The sequence below is a fragment of the Halolamina litorea genome, assembly GCF_026616205.1.
Classification (GTDB): Archaea; Halobacteriota; Halobacteria; order Halobacteriales; family Haloferacaceae; genus Halolamina; species Halolamina litorea.
Genome location: NZ_JANHGR010000001.1, coordinates 1,634,388 through 1,653,579 on the forward strand (window position 1 = coordinate 1,634,388; position 19,192 = coordinate 1,653,579).

Below are 19,192 nucleotides of genomic sequence, written 5' to 3' on the forward strand. Positions count from 1 at the left end.
CCGGAGCGGCCCGGAGCTACGGTCGCGGGTCCCAGCCGACGAACTCCTCGCCGTCCTCCAGCCCCACATCGAGCGCGTCGAGCACACCCGAGAGCGACGTGTAGCCGCTCGCCAGCGAGGCGGTCCCGACGGCCGTCGATTCGTCGTAGGCGGCGACGAACGCGTCGTGGAGGTCGTCGTCGACTTCGCCCGCGAGGACGGCGGCGGCGTAGCGCAACAGCAGCGCCTCGTCGGCGTCGAACCCCCCGAAATCGCCGTCGGCGATGGCAGCCATCTCGGCCTCGGTGACGCCGGCGTCGCCGCCGATGCGGACGTGCTGGTGCCACTCGTAGCGGGAGCCGTTCTCGGCGGCCGCGAGCAGGATCACCAGTTCCCGCTCCCGGTCTTCGAGGCCGCTCGACTCCCAAAGCGAACCGAGGAAGGCCCGCATGCCCGCGAGCACTTCGGGGTTGTTCCCCAGCGCCGCGTAGACGTTCACCGGCTTGCCCTGTAGCTTCGAGACGACCAGATCGCGGTACTCCTCGGGGAGGTCCTCCGGGTCGACGTAGGGTACGCGTGCCATACGGCGCCGTCACACGGCGGGGGTATAGCTCCCTCGCCCATCGCCGACGGGAGCCAGCCACCCGGGGGCCGCCGCCGGAGAACCCACCCTTCATGGCCCCGCCGCCCGCATCTCCCGACAATGAGTACGGAGACGAATCAGGCCGCCGTCTCGAAGCGGCGCGCGTGGGTGATGGCCGCCCGCCCCCAGACGATGCCGGCGGCGATAGCGCCGGTGCTGGTCGGCGTCGGCGTCGCCGTCCACGAGGGGCTGTTCGCGCCGCTGCCGGCCGCGGCGGCGCTGCTCGGTGCGGTCCTGATCCAGATCGGCACCAACTTCGCGAACGACTACTACGACGCCGTCAACGGGGCCGATACCGCCGACCGGGAGGGGTTCACTCGCGTCACAGCCGGCGGGCTGATCGAACCCGAGTCGGTCAAGCGTGCGATGTGGCTCACCTTCGCCGCCGCAATCGTCAGCGGCACGTACCTCGTCTGGGTCGGCGGCGTCCCCATCCTCGTGATCGGCCTGCTCTCGGTCGCGTCGGGGATCGCCTACACCGGCGGGCCGTACCCGCTGGGCTACCACGGCCTCGGCGACCTGTTCGTCTTCGTCTTCTTCGGCCTCGTGGCCGTTACCGGAACCGTCTACGTGCAGGCCGCCGCGGCCGTCGCCGGTATCCCGACGACGCTCCCCGCGGGGACGGTGCCGACGCTGGCGCTGCTCGCCAGTCTGCCGATGGCCGCGCTCACGACGAACGTACTCGTCGTGAACAACGTCCGCGACAAGGAGGAGGACGCGACGACTGGCAAGCGGACGCTCGCGGTTCGATTTGGCTACGGCGTCTGCCGGGCCGAGTACGTGGCGATGCTCGTGCTGGCCTACGCCGTCCCGGTGGTCCTGTTCCTCGGGGAGTTCGGGCCCCTGGCCCTGCTACCGCTGCTCTCGCTGCCGGTCGCCGGCCTGGTCACCCGGACAGTCCTCACGGAGACCAGCGGGGCGGCGCTCAACCCCGCGCTCGAGCGGACCGGCCAACTGCTCGCGCTCTACGCGGTGCTGTTCACCGCCGGACTGATCCTCGGATGAGTCCGACGGTCCGCCCGTTCGCGCTCGACCTCTCGACCCCACTCTCGACGGCCGACGGGGAGATAACCGAGCGCCGAGGGTTCCTCGTTGGCGTCGACGACCCGGCACGCGGTCTGGGCGAGGCGACACCCCTCCCGGGCTGGACCGAGAGTTTCGACGCCTGTGAGGCCGCGCTCCGGAACCCCCCGGCTGCGTGGGACCGCGTCGACGACGCACTCGGCGACGGCCGACCGGCGACGCCAGCGGCGCGCCACGGCTACCGACTCGCCGTGCTGGACGCCGCGGCGCGCGACGAGGAGCGACCCCTCTCGGCGCACCTCGCCGACCGCGGTGGTTTCGAAGCGCCCGCCGACACGGTGCCGGTCAACGCGACGGTCGGTGACGGGAGCGTCGAGGACACCGTCGCCGCGGCTCAGCGGGCCGCCGAGGCGGGCTTCGACACGGCGAAGCTCAAAGTCGGCGCGAGGTCGTTGTCGACCGACATCGACCGCGTGCGGGCCGTGCTCGACGCCGTCGACCTCGCGGTCCGCGTCGACGCCAACGGCGCGTGGGACCGGGAGACCGCGAGCGAGGCGGTCGAGGCTTTCGCCTCATTCGGCGTCGAGTACGTCGAGCAACCGCTCCCGGCCGGGGCGCTATCGGGACTGGCTGCCCTCCGCGGACGCGGCGTCGGGATCGCCGCCGACGAGTCGCTCGGCGAGCACGGGGTGGGTGCCCTGCTCGACGCCGACGCGGCCGACGTGGCCGTGCTGAAGCCGATGGCACTCGGCGGCCCGGACGCGGCCATCGACGCCGCGAGGCGGCTGCTCGACACGGGTGTCGATCCCGTCGTCACCACGACCATCGACGGCGCCGTCGCTCGGGCGGCCGCGGTCCACGTCGCGGCCGCCGTCCCCGACGTTCGGGCCTGTGGGCTCTCGACCGGCGACATGCTCGTCACCGATCTCGGCCCGGACCCGTCCCCGACCGTCGACGGCGCGGTTCGCGTCCCCGAGGGCCCGGGGAACGTCGGCTCATCGTTCGACGGCTGTCTCCGGGACTGAGCCGTCGGTGGCCGTTGTGAGCGAACAGGCGACACGAACGCTCGCGGCGCGGTGTGTCAGACTTCCGCCTCGGCCGCCTCGCGGCCACAGTCAGGGTATCGCGGGCGTGGTCGCCCGATGAGTGAAGAACGGTTGCCGAGGTCAGTCGTCGCTCGGCGCCGCGCCGCGGGCCCGTTCGGGGTCGACGTTCCGCCACGTGCCGCGCTGGTACCAGAAGTACGCGAGCGTGGCCCCGAAGACGTTCGAAGCGGCGAAGGAGAGCCAGAGCCCGTCGGAACCGAGCCCGAACGTCTGGGAGCCCAGCCACGCGACCGGCAGTCGGAACACCATCAGGGTCCCGACGGAGATGACCGCCGCGACGGCCGTCTTGCTCGCGCCGCGGAAGCTACCGTTGTAGGCGCGCATGATCCCCATGAAGCCGAACGTCGGCGCGACGAAGCGCATGAACTGTGCGCCCACCTCGACGACGCGGCCGGCGTTCTCCTGATCGGCGCCGACGAAGATCGAGACGATCGGCTCGGCGAAGACGAACGCGACGACGCCCACCGCACTGAGGATCAGGAACGACGCCTTCGCCGCGAACGCGGTCGTCGCGGCGGCGCGGTCGGGCTTGTCGGCGCCGATGTTCTGTCCGCTCATGGTCTCGACGCCGCGAGCCATGGCGATGGCGGGCATGAACACCACCGAGAGGACGCGGGTGCCGATCCCGTACGCCGAGACGACGGGGGTCGCGAACAGCCCCACGACGATCAGCAGGAGGTTGACCGAGAGCGCCCGCCCGACCCCCTCGATGGAGGCCGGGATACCGATCTGGAGGATACGGCGGGCGAAGTCCATGTCGGGAACCATGTTCCGCAGTCGGATCGTGACACCCTGGTTGCCGCGGAACATGATTCCCAGTCCGATGATGAACGCCAGCGCCCGCGAGAAGATCGTGGCGATGGCGGCGCCACGGAGACCGTCGCCGGTGTAGCCGGTCATCTGGAACAGTTGGTCCTGCAGCCCCGGCATCCCGATGATGGCGAAGAAGGGGTTGTCGACGAACCCGAAGATGAGGAACGGATCGAGGATGATGTTGATGACGACCGAGACGAACATCACGACCATCGGCGTCACCGTGTCGCCGGCCCCGCGCATCAGGGAGATGAACATGATGAAGCCGAACATGAACACTAGTCCCAGCGAGATCACCTCCATGTAGTTCACCGCTAGCGGGAGCACGTCGGGGGAGGCGCCGTAGATGGTGATCAGCCACTCGACGCTGAAGTAGCCCGCGACGCCGAGGATGATCGAGGCGATGATCGAGAACGAAACCGTCTGGGAGGCGGCGTACTCCGCGTCGCGTTCGTTGCCGGCGCCGATGTTCTGGGCGATCATCACGCTCCCGGCGACGGAGAGCCCCATCGCCATCGAGATCAGCAGGAACACCATCGGGAACGCGAAGCTGATCGCCGCCAACGCGTCGGTGCTGTAGCGACCGACCCAGAACGTGTCCGCGAGGTTGTAGGCGGTCTGGAACAGGTTCGTGATGACGATGGGGATCGCCAGCACGAACAGCGGCTTGCCGATCCCGCCCTCCGTCAGGTCGAGGTCCTCCTGGTTGAACGCACGGTGGATGAGCTGTCGGGCACCCGCCAGTCGCTCGCGGAGGCTCACTCGCAACCCCCGTCGGCGACGATCATCGAGTCGATGTGGGCCGCGAGGGTCTCACGGCTCTCCTCGATGGGTCGGCCGACAGCAACGCTCCGGGTCTGGGCGCCGTTGAACACCGTCACGAGGAAGTCCGCCGAGGCCTCGATGTCGAGGTCCTCGCGGAACTCCCCCGACTCGACGCCGTCGGCGAGGTGCTCCTCGACGTGCGTCCGGAGGGTGCGGTCGTGGTCCTGCAGGTGCCGGCGGAACGCCTCGTCGTAGGGGCCCTGCGCTTTGAGTTCGAGCACCGCCGTCTGGAACTGGCGGTCGGGGTGGGCGTCGTCCGGCGGGAACAGGATCGTGTCGATCAGGTCCAGCAGGCGGTCGTGGGCCGTCTCGCCCTCGACCGCGTCCAGTCGGTCGGTGAACTGCTCCAGCAGACCGTCGAAAAAGGAGACCAGCAGGTCGTGCTTGCTGTCGTAGTGGTAGTGGAGCGCGGACTTGCTGCGGTCGGTCTCGGCCGCGATGTCCTCCATGGTCACCTCCGCGTAGCCGTGCTTGCAGAGGGCACGATAGGTACCGGCGGTGATGTCGCTCGCAGTCTCTTCCGTACTCATACTGACTGACTAGTTAGTCAGACCGTTGGGTCAGTCATAAGCCCAACGGTCCCAGCAGTTCGGCGTACGAACACCCCGCAATCGCCGGGGTTAGCCCATGAGTCCGGAACACGCGGTTCCGGGAGTCACCGGACCGCGCCGTGTCGAGTCGCCGTCGCGCTCGGCGGCGTCCGGTTCCCCGTCGGTTCCGTTCGGGTCGTCGTCGGTCCTGTTCCGATCGACGTCAGTCAGGTTCCGGTCATCGTCGCCCCGCGCGTCCGCCGTCATGTCGCTCTCGTCGTTCGCCAAGCGGTCGGCGACGTCCTCGGCGCTCCCGGCGAGGAACGTCCGGAGCGGCGGCCCGACCGCTGCTGGCTCGACGAGGAACGCATCGTGGCCGTGGTCGGAGTCGACGACGTGGTGGGTGGCGGTGCTCCCGGCGGCCTCGAACGCCGAGGTAAGCGCCGCCGCGTCCGCGACGGTGAAGTGCCAGTCCCCGGTGATCGAAAGCACCAACGCCTCGCCGTCGAAGCCCGCGAGCGCGTCGGCGTCGCTCGCGTGGCCGTCCGCGAGGTCGAAGCCCTCCATCGCCCGCGTGAGATAGAGGTAGCTGTTGGCGTCGAAGCGCTCGACGAACCCCGCGGCCTGATAGTCGAGGTAGTTCTCCACCTCGCGGTCCGGGACCGCCTCGGCGGCCGGGGGGGCCGGGAACGGGGAGTCGATCCCCCGGTCGCGCTCCTCGCGGCCGAACTTGCGCTCCATCGAGTCCTTCGAGAGGTAGCTCAGATGGCCGAGTTGACGCGCCAAGGCGAGCCCCTGATCGGGGTGGGTCCCTTCGGCGACGTACTCGCCGCCGTGCCACTCGGGGTCACCCCGGATCGCACGGCGTGCAACGGCACTCATGCCGAGCAACTGGGCGTCGAGGCGGGCCGCGGTCGCGACCGGAGCCACTCGGTCGACGGACTCGGGGTAGCGTCGCACCCAATCGAGGGCGTTCATTCCCCCGACGCTGCCGCCGACGACCGCGTGGAGTCGCTCCACGCCGAGCGAATCGAGGAGCCGCCGCTGGGCGCGGGTCCAGTCGCCGACGGTGACCGCCGGGAACGAACTCCCCCACACGCCGCCGTCGGGGTGGGGACTGGCCGGTCCGGTCGAGCCGTAGCAGGAGCCGGGGACGTTGACACAGACGACGAAGTACTGGTTCGTGTCGATGGCGTTCCCCGCGCCGACCACGTCGTCCCACCACGCCCGGGCTTGGTCGTCGGCGCCGGCGGTCGGGTCGCTCGTCGTTCCGTCGTCCCCCTCGCCGGGACTGCTGGCGACGTGTTGGCTCCCGGTGAGCGCGTGACAGACGAGGACGGCGTTCCCGCGCCCGTTCGGGCCGCCCTCGGGGTCGTACTCGCCGTAAGTCTCGTAGGCCAGTTCGAGCTCCGGAACCGAGCCGCCGTGTTCGAACTGGAAGGGACCGAGTGCTCGGGTGTCGGCGGTGTGGCGGGCCGTCGACGTGTCGTCGACGCTCCCGTGTTCCTCGTTCCCGCAACCGTCGTCGTTCATGCTGTGGCCTCCCTGATCGCGGCGTCGATGTCCGCGATGATGTCCTCGGGTTCCTCGAGCCCGACCGAGAACCGCAGGAGGTCGGGCGAGACGCCGGCCGCACGCTGTTCGGCCTCGCTCAGTTGGGCGTGGGTCGTGCTCGCGGGGTGGATCACCAGCGTCCGCGCGTCGCCGATGTTGGCGACGAAGCCCGCGAGGTCGACGGCTTCACAGAACCGCTTGCCCGCGGAGAAACCGTCTTCGAGGCCGAACGCGAGCATCCCGCCGAACCCGTCGAGGTAGCGCGCGGCGTTCCCGTGGGTCGGGTGCTCCTCGAAGCCGGGGTAGGTCACCCACGCGACTTCGGGGTGGTCCCGGAGGTGCTCGGCGACGACCCGGGTGTTCTCGCAGTGACGGTCCATCCGCAGGTCGAGCGTCTCCAGCCCCTGCAGCGTCGCCCACGCGTCGAAAGGGGTCTGCTGGCCGCCGGTGGGCCGGATCCCGCGCTGCCGGACCGCGTGGGTCAGCGCCTCCTCGCCGAAGCATTCGGTGAAGTCGATGCCGAAAGCCGGGTTCTCGCCGGCGAGTTCGGGGTAGTCGGCGTCGGGGTGGTCCCACGGGAACGTCCCGCCGTCGACGACGACGCCGCCGACGGTGGTGCCCGAGCCGTGGATCCACTTGGTCGTCGACTCCCAAACCGCGTCGGCACCGTGTTCGAGCGGCCGGCAGAGCGCGGGGGTGGCGAAGGTGTTGTCGACGACCAGCGGCGTCGCGCGCTCGTGGGCGATCTCGGCGAGGCGCTCGAACTCCGGGGTGACGAGCGAGGGGTTGGCCATCGTCTCGACGTGGACGAACGCCGTGTCCTCGTCTATCGCGTCGGCGTAGGCGTCGTAGTCGAGCGTGTCGACGGTTCGGGTCTCGACCCCGCGCCGACCGGCGGTGTGAGCGAAGTAGGCAGTCGTGCCGCCGTAGAGGTCCCCCGCCGTGACGACGTTGTCCCCGACCGTCGCCAGCACGGTCGTCAGCGCGTCGATGGCGGCCATGCCGGCGTTGGTGGCGACGGCGCCGACGCCGCCCTCGACGGCCGCGAGGCGCTGTTCGAGCGTCCGCACGGTCGGGTTCGAGACGCGACTGTAGATGTCGCCGTCGGCCTCCAGCGCGTAGCGAGCGGCCGCGGCGTCGGCGCTCTCGAAGCGGTACGAGGTCGTCTGGTGGATCGGCGGCGCGTACGAGCCGTTCCCCTCCGGTTCGTGGCCGCCGTGGAGCGTCCGACTCCGGAACCCGCAAGTCATGTGTCTAACGCATAATCTGGTGAGTGAAAAATGCATCGCAGTATTTCCGTCCGGGCGGACGGCGCGGCCGCTCACGGGGCGCATTTCGGAAGAGAACCGACGATGAGGCTACCTGAGCGCCGTCAACACGGCCGCGAGCGCCTCGCCGAGTTCGGCGTCGTCGCCGATTCGGACTCGGTGGTCGTCGACGACCGGCTTGCCGTCACGGATCATCGACAGCCACCAGTCTGTACCGGTCTCGCCCGCGTTCCCGCGACTGACCAGTAGCTCGGCGTCCGCGGATCGGAGCTGCCAGACCGACTCGGTGCGCTCGACCGAGCGCCAGCCCATCGGCTCGCCGGTCCCCTCGACCGACCACACACCGTCGAGTTCGTTCCACGAACCCGCGACGTCCGGCTGCATACGTGGTGACACACGAGCGAGAGGAATATAGTTTCGCGCCGGTCTCGAAGGGCCTTTATTTCCCAAGGTAATTCGTGGCCATACGATAATGAGTTCAGGGAATACTGCTAGCGACGTTGAAAGCTCGTCGACGGCGGACCCGACGCTGAAGCAGGCGCTCGTGCCGACGTTCGGCGTGATCGTCTTCCTCGCGGTCGGGTCGGGCGTGCTCGGGATGTCCCCACACGCCCCGCTGCTGTGGAGCGTGGTGCTCGCCGGACTCGTCGGCCGGTTCTGGATGGGGCTGGACTACTCGGCGATCTCTGATGGGGTCGAACACGGCGTGAAGATGGGGCTGCAGGCGATCCTGATCCTGTTCACCATCTACGCGCTCATCTCCACGTGGATCTCCGCGGGGACGATCCCGGGCCTGATGTACTACGGGCTGGGAGTCCTCACCCCCGAGACGTTCCTGCCGGCGACGGCGGTGCTGGCCGCCGTCGTCGCCTTCTCGATCGGTTCCTCGTGGACGACTGCCGGCACGCTCGGCGTCGCCTTCGCGGGGATCGGCTCGGGGCTGGGCATCCCGATCCCGATGACTGCCGGCGCGGTGCTGTCGGGGGCGTACGCCGGTGACAAGCAGTCACCGCTCTCGGACACCACCAACCTCGCCGCCGCCGTCACCGAGACGGACCTGTACGACCACATCCTCTCGATGCGGCTCGGGACCGCCATCGCGTTCGGGCTCTCGGTCGTGCTCTACGCCGCGCTGGGCCTCCGTGCCGGCGGGGCCATCCCCGTGGGGCGCGTCGAAACGATTCGGGGCGCGCTTGCGGGCACGTACGACCTCGGCTTGCTCGTCTTCCTCCCGCTGCTCGTGACCTTCGCCCTCGCAGTCAGGGGGATTCCGGCGCTCGCCTCGCTCGTCGCGGGCGTGTTCGCCGGCGTCGGGACGACCGTGTTCGTCCAAGGGCGACCGTTCACCGACGCCTGGGGCGTGTTCCTCAACGGGACGGCCCCCGAGACGGGCGTGACGCTCGTCACCGACCTGCTGGCCAGCGGCGGCCTCGCTGGGTCGGCGTGGACCGTCTCGGTCGTCGTCCTCGCCCTCTCGCTCGGTGGGCTGCTCGACCGCCTCGGCGTGCTTTCGACGCTCGCCGAGGGGCTGGCCGGACTGGTCACCGGCCAGCGCAGCCTCGTCATCGGAACGGGCGCGTCGGCGTTCCTCGTCAACGCCTTCTCCGCCCAACAGTACATGAGCATCGTCGTCCCCGGGCTGACGCTCCGGGAGCTGTTCGACGACTACGACCTCGACAGTTCGGTGCTCTCGCGGGCCGTCGAGTCCGTCGGGACCCCCACGGGCGCGCTGCTGCCGTGGCACGCCGGCGGCGCGTTCATGCTCAGCGTGTTCCCGCTGCAGAACGAGACGTTCCTGTACGTGCTCACGGGCTACGCGCCGTACTACTTCTTCGCGTTCCTCTCGCCGCTCGTGCTGGTCGTCCTCACGCTGGCCGGCGTCGGTCTCTCGGCGGAGCCGCCCCGCGCCGACGCGAGCACGACGGCCGCCCCCAGCGACGACTGAGCGTCGTCGCCACTCGCCGTCGTTCGTGCGAGCCGGAGAAGAGCCCTTATCGGACGATGCGACAGGTGTCGCCGCGCCGGTCGACGTAGTCAGCGCGCTGCAGGGACCGCAGCGTCGGCAGGAGTTCGATCAGCTTGAGGTCGAGTGCGTCGGCGATACCGTCGACGGTCGCCTCGACGACCGACGAGAGATAGACGTAGACGAGCTTCCCCGCCGTCGAGTCCACGTCGTCGGGCGGTTCCGTGCTCAGTTCCGTCGTCGGCTCGCTCCCCGCGGGCTGTGTCTGCGTCATTGAATAGGTCCATGAGTTCGACGGTCGTAAAGGTTGGCTACAACGATCGTCGAAAACGGCCCCTCACCGGCCCTCGTTCCGGCCCGTTCCGGAGTCGATGCCCGACTGCATGAACTGGGCGAGGATGCGGCCGATGCTGCTCTCGGCGGTCCACATCGCCTCCTCGCCGACGGCGTCGTCGGTCGTCACCGAGAGCAACACCGTGTCGTCGTCGATCATCAGCGCCCGCCCCGCGAAGTCCGCGGGGTTGTCCTCGTCCATCACGAACACCTGCACCGGGTCGCCGGCGAACCGCTCGCGTTCCGACGCCTCGGCAGTGACGACGACGACGGCGACGCCCTCGGCGGCCCGCTCGCGCAGCGTCGCCGCAAGCGACGACGGGATCGATCTGGACTCGGGAGCGACGAACACCACCCGGCGCTCGGCCGCCCGGATCAGGTCGCCGATCCGGTCGTCGATGGGCTGGCGCCCGCGGAGCGTCGCCACCGCACCCCCGGAACTCGGGTCCTCCGTCTCCGTCCGCAGTTCGGCGAGGTTCTCGAACGCCCGGTCACGCTCGCGGGCGAGCCGTTCGGTCAACTGTTCGCGGGCAGCCTCGAGGCTCACCGGGCGGTACTCCTTGGGCGAGGAGGCGACCAGTTCCACCAACCCGCGCTCGACCAGGTCGTCGGCGGCACCGTAGACCTGCGAGCGGGGCACCTCGGAGACGTCGCTCACGGCCTGTGCGGTGCCCGTGCCGAGGCGTTGGAGCGCGACGAACACGCGTGCCTCGTAGTTCGACAGTCCGAGTCGTTTCAGTGCGTCGACGGCGTCTGGTGTACTCATGGCAGGTCCGGACCCCCCCTCCGGTCGGTCGGTAGTTACCGGCCGCCCCGTATGAGTCGTGTGGGTCCGGGGTTTAGAGATTTAGTAGAACTCTACAATATTTATATCCGTACGCTCGTACCATCGAGCAGATGAAACTCGCCGAGCGCTACGCGGCCACAGTCACCGACCACAGCAAACTGGTGATCGTGGCCGTCCTGTTGCTGACCGTGGGGATGGGTATCGGCGCCGGCGCCGTCGACGGCGGCCTCACCATCGCCGGCTTCAGCAGCGACTCGCCGGAAGCGGCGGCCCTCGACGAGATCGAGCGGAACTTCTCGGTCGCGGGGGAGAACACCACGACCGCACAGGTCGTCGTCCGCGGGGAGAACGTTCTCACGCGGGAGTCCCTGCTCGAGACACTCCGATTCCAGCGGGCGATCACCGAGGACGCATCAATCAACGAGACGCTCCGTGCCGAACAGCCCGTCATCGGCCTCTCGAACGTCGTCGCCACCGCCGCCTACTACGAGGAGCGCGGCGGGGGCGGGCCGCCGCCGTCGCTCGACGCCCAGATCGACCAACTGGAGTCGATGTCCGACTCGGAGGTCGAGTCGACGGTCGAGCGCGTACTCGACCCCGACGCCGATACGCAGGGGGATCCCTACGCCCTCCTCTCGACTGCCTACGAGCCCGGTTCGACGACCGCGCCCGCGCGGATCATGCTCGTCTACCAGGACACCAGCGACGGGCCGGCTGACAGCCTCTCCGAGGACGTGATCGCCGCACAGGTCGAACTGCAGGACCTCGCCGAAGCGTCGATCACCTCGACCGACTACTTCGTGTTCGGCCCGGGTGTCGTCGACGAGGAGAGCGGGCAGGCCACCGGGGAGAGTTTCGCCATCATCTCGCCGGCCGCGCTGCTGTTGATCCTCGGCGTGCTCGGGTTCGCGTACCGTGACGCCATCGACGTACTGCTCGGCCTCCTCGGCGTGGCGCTCGTGCTGGTCTGGATGGCCGGCTTCCTCGGCTGGGCCGGCATCGGCATCACCCAGATCCTGATCGCGGTCCCCTTCCTGCTGATCGGGCTGAGCATCGACTACGCGCTCCACGTGGTGATGCGCTACCGCGAGGCCACCCTCGACGACCCCGATCTCGCCCCGCAAGCGGCGATGCGCCGTGGGCTCGCCGGCGTCGTCGTCGCCATCGGCGCCGCGACGTTCACGACGGCGGTCGGGTTCCTCTCGAACGCGGTCAGTCCGATCTCCTCGATCCGGGAGTTCGGCCTCGTCAGCGGCGTCGGCATCGTCGCCGCGTTCATCGTGTTCGGCCTGCTGTTCCCCGCGCTCAAACTGGAGGTCGATCGCCTGCGTGAGCGACTGGGGCGCAACCCCGAGCGGACGCCGTTCGGTCGCGGCGAGCGCGTCGGTCGGCTGCTGAGCGTCGGCGCGACGCTCGCCAACCGCGCCCCGTACGTCGTTATCGCGATCGCGGTCGTCCTCGCCGCCGGGGGCGGCGTCGCCGCCACGGGGATCGACACGACGCTCGACCAGTCGGCGTTCCTCCCGGAGGACTCCCCCGAGTGGATGAACCTCCTGCCGGCAGCGTTCCAGCCCAGCGACTACGACCTGAAGGAGAACGCCGACTACCTCAACGAGAACTTCGTGCAGTCCCGCGGGAGCGCACAGGCCGAGTTCCTGATACGCGGCCCCGTCACGGACCCGGGGACGCTCGACGTGATCGCCGCCGCCCGGGACGACCTCCGCGAGACCGACTCGGCGGCCGTCCGCGCCGACGGCAACCTCCAGAGCACCGACCCGCTCTCGACGATCGAAGCCGTGGCCGCACAGAACGAGACCGTCGCGGCGATGGTCGAGGACGCCGACACGGACGGCGACGGCGTCCCCGACGAGAACCTCGCGGCGATCTACGACGCGGTGTACGACGCCGACCCCGCCGCCGCGGCGACGACGATCCACCGCGAGAACGGCGAGTACCGCTCGCTCCGGGCCACGGTAGCGCTCACGGGGACGACGAACACGCGCGTCATCACCGAGGAGATGCGCGCCGTCGCGTCCGGGATGGAGGCGGGGAGTAGCCTCGACGTGGTCGCGACCGGGTCGCCGATCACCACCGAACTGGTCCAGCGCTCGCTGCTCCGCACGCTCGTCGAGGGGTTCCTGATCACCTTCGGCGTGATCCTCGCGTTCCTCGCGGCGATCTTCCGGGTGCGCTACCGCTCGGCGAGTCTCGGGGCGGTGGTGCTGTTCCCGGTCGTGCTCGCCCAAGCGTGGCTGTTCGGCACGATGTACCTCGCGGGTATCGCGTTCACGACCGAGACGGCGATCATCGCCGCCATCGGCATCGGGATCGGCGTCGACTACGCGATCCACATCGGCGAACGGTTCGTCGAGGAACGCGACGGCGGGCGGGACCCGATCGCGGCGCTCCAGCGGACCGTCCGCGGCACCGGCGGCGCCCTGCTCGCCAGCGCGGCGACGACGGCCGCCGGCTTCGGCGTGCTCATGCTCGCGCTGGTGCCGTCGCTCCAGCGCTTCGGCTTCATCACCGCCATCGCCATCACCTACGCGTTCCTCGCGAGTGTGCTGGTGCTCCCGAGCCTGCTGGTCCTCTGGTCGCGGGTCCGCGGCGAGGACGAGGTCAGCGCCGAACCGGCCGCCTGAGAGGCTCTCGGCGGCACGAAGCGCTCAGGCCTCACTGGCGCTCTCCCAACGCGTCCATGATCCGGTCGCGCCGGACGTACGCCCACGCCGAAACACCCGTGAGCAGGAACAGGAGGACGATCGTCAGCCGGCGGTCGCCGTTGGCCAGACTCGCCCCGGAGACGTTGACGAGGATGTACCCCGGAGCCCTGCCGACGACCGTGATGGCGATCAGTTTTCGGATGTCGATGTCGGTCAGCCCGCCGACGAAACAGAGCACGTCGTCGGGGAACCCCGGAATCAGGAACAGCACGAACAGGCTCAGCAGCCCCGCGTCATCGACGAACGCGTCGAATCGGTCGACCACGTCGGTCCGAACGACGCTCTCGACGAACGGGCGGCCGTACCGCCGGGACAGGAGGAACGCGATGGCGCTCCCGATGGTGACGCCGACCATGCTGTAGACCGTCCCGAGGAAGCCGCCGAAGAGGTAGCCGCTCACGAACCCCGTCAGCTGTCCGGGGATGGGGGCGACGACGACCTGTGCGGCGTGGAGGACGACGAAGACCAGCGGCGCGAGGACGCCGTAGCCGTCGACGAACGCCCGCAGTTCGTCGCCGTCAGTGAGGAAGGGGAGGTACTGCCGGACCAGCATGTAGAGCACACCGAACCCGACGAGCACCCCGACAGCGGCGATGAGGAACCGGTTCCGGTCCGGCCGCGACTCGAAGACCTGCATCCGCCCGTACGTTTCGCGCCCCCCGTTATCAAGACGAGGGTGCCTGCGAACTCAGCAGGGCAGCGAGCGCGCCCCACCTGCGCTGTGGAAGTTCGGGGGCGTCATCGAGGGCCGGTCTCCCTATTCACGGCAGGTCCACGTCGCGTTCGAACTCGGGGTCGAACAGCCGTGCGGACATCGGCGCCGGATCGCCCTCGGTGACGTTGTACCGCGAGAAATCGGTGACCCCGGCCTCGTGGAGCAGCGCTTCGTCGTAGAAGCTGTTGCCGGTACACGTAGCGGGATCGCGGGCCAGTATCTCCAAGACGGCGTCGGCGACGATCTCCGGGGTGCGCCAGTCGTCCTCGGTCCCAAGCCCGAAGTAGCGAGTCGCACGGGTGTCGATGGTCGTCACCGGCCAGAACGTGTTACAGCCGACGCCGTCGGCTGCCAACTCCTCGGCGAGCGAGAGCGTGACGAACGACATCCCGAGTTTCGACCAGGCGTAGGGCGCCTTCCCCGGCGAACGGTCAGTGACGATCGGCGGCGAGTTCGACAGCATCCACGCCTCATCGAGTCCCGCGAGGTGGTCGGCGAAGGCGTGTGCGACGAGGTGGGTCCCCCGGACGTTCACGTCGGTCAGGAGGTCGAACCGATCTGCCGGCAGGTCGGCGATGTTCGCCAACTGGATCGCGCTGGCGTTGTTGATGACGATATCGACCTCGCCGAAGTGGTCGATCGCTTCCTCGACGACGGCGTCGACGCGAGCCTCGTCGCGGAGGTCGAGTTCGAGCGCGAGTGCCTCGACGCCACGGTCACGCACCTCGCGGGCCGTCTGCTCGATCGACCCCGCGAGATCCGAGTCGTCGTCGTCGGTGGTCTTACCGGTCGAGACGATGTTACAGCCGTGTTCGGCGAGCGCGAGTGCCAGCTGTTTGCCGATGCCGCGGGTCGTTCCGGTGATGAACGCCGTCGAACCGGAGAGGTCGGGAGCCGCGAGTGCCATGCCGTCGGGTCGGGCGACGGGCGTATAGTTCCCGGTGACCGAGCGGGCGCTACTGACCGGGGGGTGTGCGATTCTCGACGCATCCGGGTTGTCAGGCCGATTGGCCGCCCCTCGGTAAACTGGACTACGGGCCTTTGCTCGGGTGGTTGTGGGTTTCAGCCAACGCTACGGGGTCTATGAGGCGAGTCAAAGAAATGCGGTTGGAAGTGAGTTACTCGACGTCGACTGTTTCGTCGAGCACGATGGACTCGCTCGGCACGTGGATCACACGAACTCGCCAGTCGCCATCGAACTCGTAGTCACTAGTGGTACTTCCGACTTGTACAGTCATCGTACTGCCGACGCCGAATTCACCTGGGTCGGATGTGAGTGACACGTTATTGCTCGAACCGAAGGTAACTGTCGGGTTCGCGTTGGTCCCGTTGTGGACATCGATCGACGACTCACCCGGTGGCGTAATGACCACTCGGTAGTCACCGTCAGCGAGTGCATCGCCACCATTGTGACTGATTTCGAGGAGCTCAGCCGTGTTACCAACCGTTACCGGGGCCTCATCAGAAGCGTCGCTAGCCCCTAATGTCGCCTGCGGTGCCTGCTGTAGGCTGTCACCGAGGCCCAGGACAAATGTCCCGATCACAGCCGCCAGAATCACCGTGATGGCGACCATAAGGATGACGCCAATAACCGGGGAGACCCCACGGTCGCTATCTCGAAGCTCGATAATGCGGTCCATCATTGTTCTAGCTCGGGATTTGGACCGTCGTGTCTACGAGGATCGACTCAGATGGCGTGTGGATGATCCGAACACGAACTTCGCCCGTAGCGATCTCAGATATCTGGCTTTGGAGGAACGTAGCAGTGTCACCAACGCTGAATTCATCGCCACTGCTGAAGTCTGAACTCACGCTAAAGTCGCTAGTGTTCCCCTCGACGGAAATATCGAGATCACCAACTGCGATCCCGTTACCACCGTTGTGGGACACGTTAAGGGAAGTGGAGTTGCCGGAATCGACCCCGATTGTGGACTGCGGTGCCTGCTCCAGACTGTCGCCAAGGCCCAAGACGAACGTCCCGATCACGGCGGCGAGAATAACGGTAATTGCAACCATTAGAATAACGCCGATGACAGGACTGACGCCCCGGTCGTCGTCGAGTACCGATTTGATCTTGTTTATCATTTGCCAATAGCGCGCGTAGGGCGCGCTTAGTCAAGTGGTACTCATGTAGTACGTATAAAGCCGGTGGCCTGATTCTCAGTTTCGAAAGCGTCGGCTCCTGGACGAAAGTGTCTCGGCCGAGAATCCCGGCCGAGGCGCGCTATTGGACAGTCCCAGATCAGGGGGACACGTGGTAATTCACACCCCATCGCTAAAACGTCATCGGCAAAATCTCTGCACCACCGACTGCTTCTCTCACCGGGGCTTATCCCATCTCGCCGCAACCCTGCCGGTAGGGGAGGTTAAACTGTGGTAGAAACGCGCGCGGGCATCACCGAATCGCAGGACGAGTACTTGGAACACGAGTTCGGTGATGACTGCGAATCGGACGCTGAGGTATCCCGGACCTCATCCATGAACACCGGCGTATGTCCCGACTCCTCGATCTTGACGAACACGCCAACGACGTGTTCGACCAATAGCCAATCGGTGCGGCTCAAGTAAACAGTATTGCCGTGGTTTTGGTCGGTTTAGCGGAGTCTTTGATTTCTTTCAGGCATACAATCTGACAGAACCCGTCACAGGGGATTCCCGGCTGTTGCGATGGCGTGTGGCCCGGGCTGACCGTCGCCGACAGGGCGCCGATCTCTTCCAGATAGCGCGCCGCGTGCTTAAACAGGCTTCAAGTTCAGTAACAGCAGCGTGAGCCGCACGTCCACGACCCACAGGGACCACCCCGTGAACAGTTGTCCTAACCTGAGGTCAGCGAGGTTATTAGCGCCTACAGAAATCCCTAATGACATTTGTTTCGCAACCGTTAAGACTGGAATGGGGACGGAGGGATTTGAACCCCCGGTCGACTGATATCTCCGGTGCGCCTCGGTCCTCCAGAGGGTCGTCGTCGCCGGCGATGATCAGTCGCCGACTCGGTATATCAGTCTGGAGTTCGTCACCGGGCGCGTGGCCTCTGGAGTCAGTCGCCATCCCGGGCTTGGCCACGTCCCCTTGCACCCGGTCCTACACCGTATCGCCCTAAAGGGATTTCGATCCGCCTCAGTCCCGGTCGACCTCGGCCCAGTCACACTCCTGGCACTTGTAGGCCGTGACGAACTCCGTGACGCTCGGCATGTAGCCGACGCTGATCACGTCGCCGCCACAGTCCGGGCAGTCCCGGTCGGCGTCCCGAATGGGTTCGGCCTCCAGCACGGAGTCGCCCTCTACCTGTTCGGCCAACGATTCGGGGGTCACCATTCGTCCTTGCACGACGCGATTGCTCATGCCCGGGGCGATGTACCGGGAGCCGTAATCATTGTCGGTCTGACTCTGTTCCCCGCGGGAACGTGCCCCACAGCGGCGATAGGCCCACAAGGTTTTCCTGCTCCACCCCGTCGCTCCGAGTATGGGATTTGGCTCCTACGATGAGTCCGAGCAGGAGAACCAGAACATGGACAGCGACGACGACGCCGAAGGGGTCGACGTCGACGGCGGCGAGGAGGGGAACCTCTCCTTTGAGTCCACGGAGTCCACCGACGAACTGGTCGGCAAGCTCGAGGAGATGCGCGACGACGACGAAGACGACGAGTAACGGCCCGTGACGCTCTCGCGAGCCCCTCTCCGTTCTTGACCGGTCGAACCGGATTCAGAGCCGCTTCAGCAGCTTCGATATCTCCTCGCCATCGGCTTCCTTCCTGAGCACGCCGAGCGCGCGCCGCAGCGAGCCGTGCTCGGCCAGGTACGTCACCCCGACCGCGGACTTGAGCGCGTTGGCGGCGCTCCCGGTCACGACGCTCGGACCGATCTGAGCGACCGCGTCGTCGCCCACCGAGATGAGCCAGCCGGGGCTCTCCCAGTTCCACTGCTCGATGTCCACGAACCCGCCGTCGGCGGTGACGCTCGCGGTCACGTTCTTCGCGGCCGTCTCGGCGGCGCGGACGGCCGCCGAGGCACTCGCCGGGACGGGCTCGCCGTCGGCGTCGACGATCCGGACGGCGTCGCCCAGCGCGAACGTGTGGGCGTCGAGGCGGAGGTCAGCGCGCACCTGCGGACGGTCGCCACCCATCGCGTCGTTCCCCCGGATGCCGCCGGTCCAGACGAACTGGTCGTAGTCGATCCCGCCGGCCTCCGTAGAGATCTGTCGTTCGTCGACGACGGTCACGGTCGTGTCCGTCCGGACGGTCACGCCCTGTGCCTCCAGTCGCTCGTGAGTCGCGCGCTGGAACGGTTCTGGGAACCCCGGCGCGACGGTCAGAAGCTGTTCGAGCAACAGGACCTCGATGTCGTCCTCGACCCCACGGTCGCGGGCCATCGCCGCCAACTCACCGGCGACTTGGACCCCCGAGAGGCCGGCACCGCCGACAACGACCCGACCGGATCGCTCGGTCGTCGCTTCGGGGTCGTCGTGGCCCAACTGATCGATCACAGCTTCGAACTCCCGCCGGATCGCCGCGGCGTGTTCGAGCCGCTTGAGCGGCGTGGCGTTAGCTCGGAGCCCCTCGATGTCGTAGTAGGCCGTCTGGGCGCCGAACGCGACCACACAGTAGTCGTAGCCGAGTTCGTCGCCGTCGGCCAGCGAGACGGTCCGGGCCTCCCGGTCGATGTCGGTGACCTGCGCCTCCCGCAGCGAGGCACGCTCCAAAAGCTCCGTCAGCGGGACCGAGATGTCGTCGGTGTACTCCGGGTTCCGGATCGCTCGATGAAGCTCGTGCTGGACCAAGTGGCTCCCGGTGTCGTCGACGAGCGTGAGTGTCGCCGAGTCCGGGAGGCGTCGCTCGAGCTTTCGCGTCACGAGTAGGCCCGCGTAGCCGCCGCCGAGCACGAGAACGTCCATGACCGGTGTTGGAGTGCCGACGGGAAAACGGTGTCTCCC

General features: G+C 67.9%; 19 protein-coding genes and 1 tRNA gene. 5 read left to right on the plus strand and 15 right to left on the minus strand.

From position 1 onward, the window contains the following. Positions 1-16: 16 nt before the first annotated feature. Entirely contained in the window at positions 17-562 is a 546-nt protein-coding gene (locus NO998_RS08440; RefSeq protein ID WP_267646666.1) for a carboxymuconolactone decarboxylase family protein, read from the minus strand. Positions 563-682: 120 nt separating this feature from the next. On the opposite strand from NO998_RS08440, the gene NO998_RS08445 reads away from it, so the two are divergent. Together NO998_RS08445 and NO998_RS08450 are read left to right on the plus strand one after the other, a co-directional pair. Then, complete coding sequence (locus tag NO998_RS08445; protein ID WP_267646667.1) at positions 683-1,627, plus strand: 1,4-dihydroxy-2-naphthoate polyprenyltransferase; 945 nt, start codon at positions 683-685, stop codon at positions 1,625-1,627. Further along, positions 1,624-2,670 (plus strand): mandelate racemase/muconate lactonizing enzyme family protein, encoded by a 1,047-nt coding sequence (locus NO998_RS08450; protein WP_267646668.1) that lies wholly within the window; start codon positions 1,624-1,626, stop codon positions 2,668-2,670. The genes NO998_RS08445 and NO998_RS08450 overlap by 4 nt, the downstream gene beginning before the upstream one ends. A 141-nt stretch (positions 2,671-2,811) precedes the next feature. Here NO998_RS08450 and NO998_RS08455 read toward each other — a convergent pair whose 3' ends face one another. The 5 genes from NO998_RS08455 to NO998_RS08475 all read right to left on the minus strand — a co-directional run bounded on the left by NO998_RS08455 (position 2,812) and on the right by NO998_RS08475 (position 8,125). Further along, positions 2,812-4,326: an MATE family efflux transporter gene (locus NO998_RS08455; protein WP_267646669.1), complete on the minus strand. Its 1,515-nt coding sequence runs from the start codon at positions 4,324-4,326 to the stop codon at positions 2,812-2,814. Then, a complete protein-coding gene (locus NO998_RS08460) occupies positions 4,323-4,919 on the minus strand; it encodes a TetR/AcrR family transcriptional regulator (RefSeq protein WP_267646670.1) in 597 nt (198 codons plus the stop codon). Before NO998_RS08460 ends, NO998_RS08455 begins: the two co-directional genes overlap by 4 nt. 90 nt (positions 4,920-5,009) lie before the next feature. Beyond that, complete coding sequence (gene metX, locus NO998_RS08465) at positions 5,010-6,452, minus strand: homoserine O-acetyltransferase MetX (RefSeq protein WP_267646671.1); 1,443 nt, start codon at positions 6,450-6,452, stop codon at positions 5,010-5,012. Then, complete coding sequence (locus tag NO998_RS08470) at positions 6,449-7,723, minus strand: O-acetylhomoserine aminocarboxypropyltransferase/cysteine synthase family protein (RefSeq protein WP_267646672.1); 1,275 nt, start codon at positions 7,721-7,723, stop codon at positions 6,449-6,451. Before NO998_RS08470 ends, metX begins: the two co-directional genes overlap by 4 nt. A 108-nt stretch (positions 7,724-7,831) precedes the next feature. Beyond that, positions 7,832-8,125 (minus strand): hypothetical protein, encoded by a 294-nt coding sequence (locus NO998_RS08475; RefSeq protein WP_267646673.1) that lies wholly within the window; start codon positions 8,123-8,125, stop codon positions 7,832-7,834. Positions 8,126-8,213: 88 nt separating this feature from the next. Between NO998_RS08475 and arcD the strand changes: the two genes are divergently transcribed. Beyond that, a complete protein-coding gene (gene arcD, locus NO998_RS08480) occupies positions 8,214-9,686 on the plus strand; it encodes an arginine/ornithine antiporter ArcD (protein ID WP_267646674.1) in 1,473 nt (490 codons plus the stop codon). A 46-nt stretch (positions 9,687-9,732) separates the two neighbouring features. Here the strand turns inward: arcD and NO998_RS08485 are convergent, their stop codons facing one another. Beyond that, positions 9,733-9,978 (minus strand): hypothetical protein, encoded by a 246-nt coding sequence (locus NO998_RS08485; protein ID WP_267646675.1) that lies wholly within the window; start codon positions 9,976-9,978, stop codon positions 9,733-9,735. Between the two features lie 63 nt (positions 9,979-10,041). Continuing rightward, positions 10,042-10,803, minus strand: a complete 762-nt coding sequence (locus NO998_RS08490; protein ID WP_267646676.1) for a TrmB family transcriptional regulator — start codon at positions 10,801-10,803, stop codon at positions 10,042-10,044. A 131-nt stretch (positions 10,804-10,934) separates the two neighbouring features. On the opposite strand from NO998_RS08490, the gene NO998_RS08495 reads away from it, so the two are divergent. Beyond that, complete coding sequence (locus NO998_RS08495; RefSeq protein WP_267646677.1) at positions 10,935-13,466, plus strand: efflux RND transporter permease subunit; 2,532 nt, start codon at positions 10,935-10,937, stop codon at positions 13,464-13,466. 31 nt (positions 13,467-13,497) lie between these two features. Here NO998_RS08495 and NO998_RS08500 read toward each other — a convergent pair whose 3' ends face one another. From NO998_RS08500 to NO998_RS08525, 6 genes are all read right to left on the minus strand, one after another. After that, the gene (locus NO998_RS08500; protein ID WP_267646678.1) at positions 13,498-14,184 is read right to left on the minus strand and encodes a TVP38/TMEM64 family protein; all 687 of its coding nucleotides are present in this window, start codon (positions 14,182-14,184) and stop codon (positions 13,498-13,500) included. Between the two features lie 124 nt (positions 14,185-14,308). Further along, complete coding sequence (locus tag NO998_RS08505; protein ID WP_267646679.1) at positions 14,309-15,169, minus strand: SDR family oxidoreductase; 861 nt, start codon at positions 15,167-15,169, stop codon at positions 14,309-14,311. Between the two features lie 211 nt (positions 15,170-15,380). Beyond that, positions 15,381-15,905 (minus strand): type IV pilin N-terminal domain-containing protein, encoded by a 525-nt coding sequence (locus NO998_RS08510; RefSeq protein WP_267646680.1) that lies wholly within the window; start codon positions 15,903-15,905, stop codon positions 15,381-15,383. 4 nt (positions 15,906-15,909) lie between these two features. Next, complete coding sequence (locus NO998_RS08515; RefSeq protein ID WP_267646681.1) at positions 15,910-16,347, minus strand: type IV pilin N-terminal domain-containing protein; 438 nt, start codon at positions 16,345-16,347, stop codon at positions 15,910-15,912. An 808-nt stretch (positions 16,348-17,155) separates the two neighbouring features. Beyond that, a tRNA-Trp gene (locus NO998_RS08520) sits at positions 17,156-17,331 on the minus strand. A 48-nt stretch (positions 17,332-17,379) separates the two neighbouring features. Next, positions 17,380-17,604 (minus strand): DUF5795 family protein, encoded by a 225-nt coding sequence (locus NO998_RS08525; protein WP_267646682.1) that lies wholly within the window; start codon positions 17,602-17,604, stop codon positions 17,380-17,382. Positions 17,605-17,725: 121 nt separating this feature from the next. Here NO998_RS08525 and NO998_RS08530 point away from each other — a divergent pair, with 121 nt between their 5' ends. Beyond that, on the plus strand, positions 17,726-17,911 hold the full coding sequence (locus tag NO998_RS08530; protein ID WP_267646683.1) for a DUF5786 family protein: 186 nt from the start codon (positions 17,726-17,728) through the stop codon (positions 17,909-17,911). 54 nt (positions 17,912-17,965) lie between these two features. On the opposite strand, the gene NO998_RS08535 is transcribed toward NO998_RS08530, so the two are convergent. Then, on the minus strand, positions 17,966-19,153 hold the full coding sequence (locus NO998_RS08535) for an NAD(P)/FAD-dependent oxidoreductase (RefSeq protein ID WP_267646684.1): 1,188 nt from the start codon (positions 19,151-19,153) through the stop codon (positions 17,966-17,968). Between the last annotated feature and the right edge of the window lie 39 nt (positions 19,154-19,192).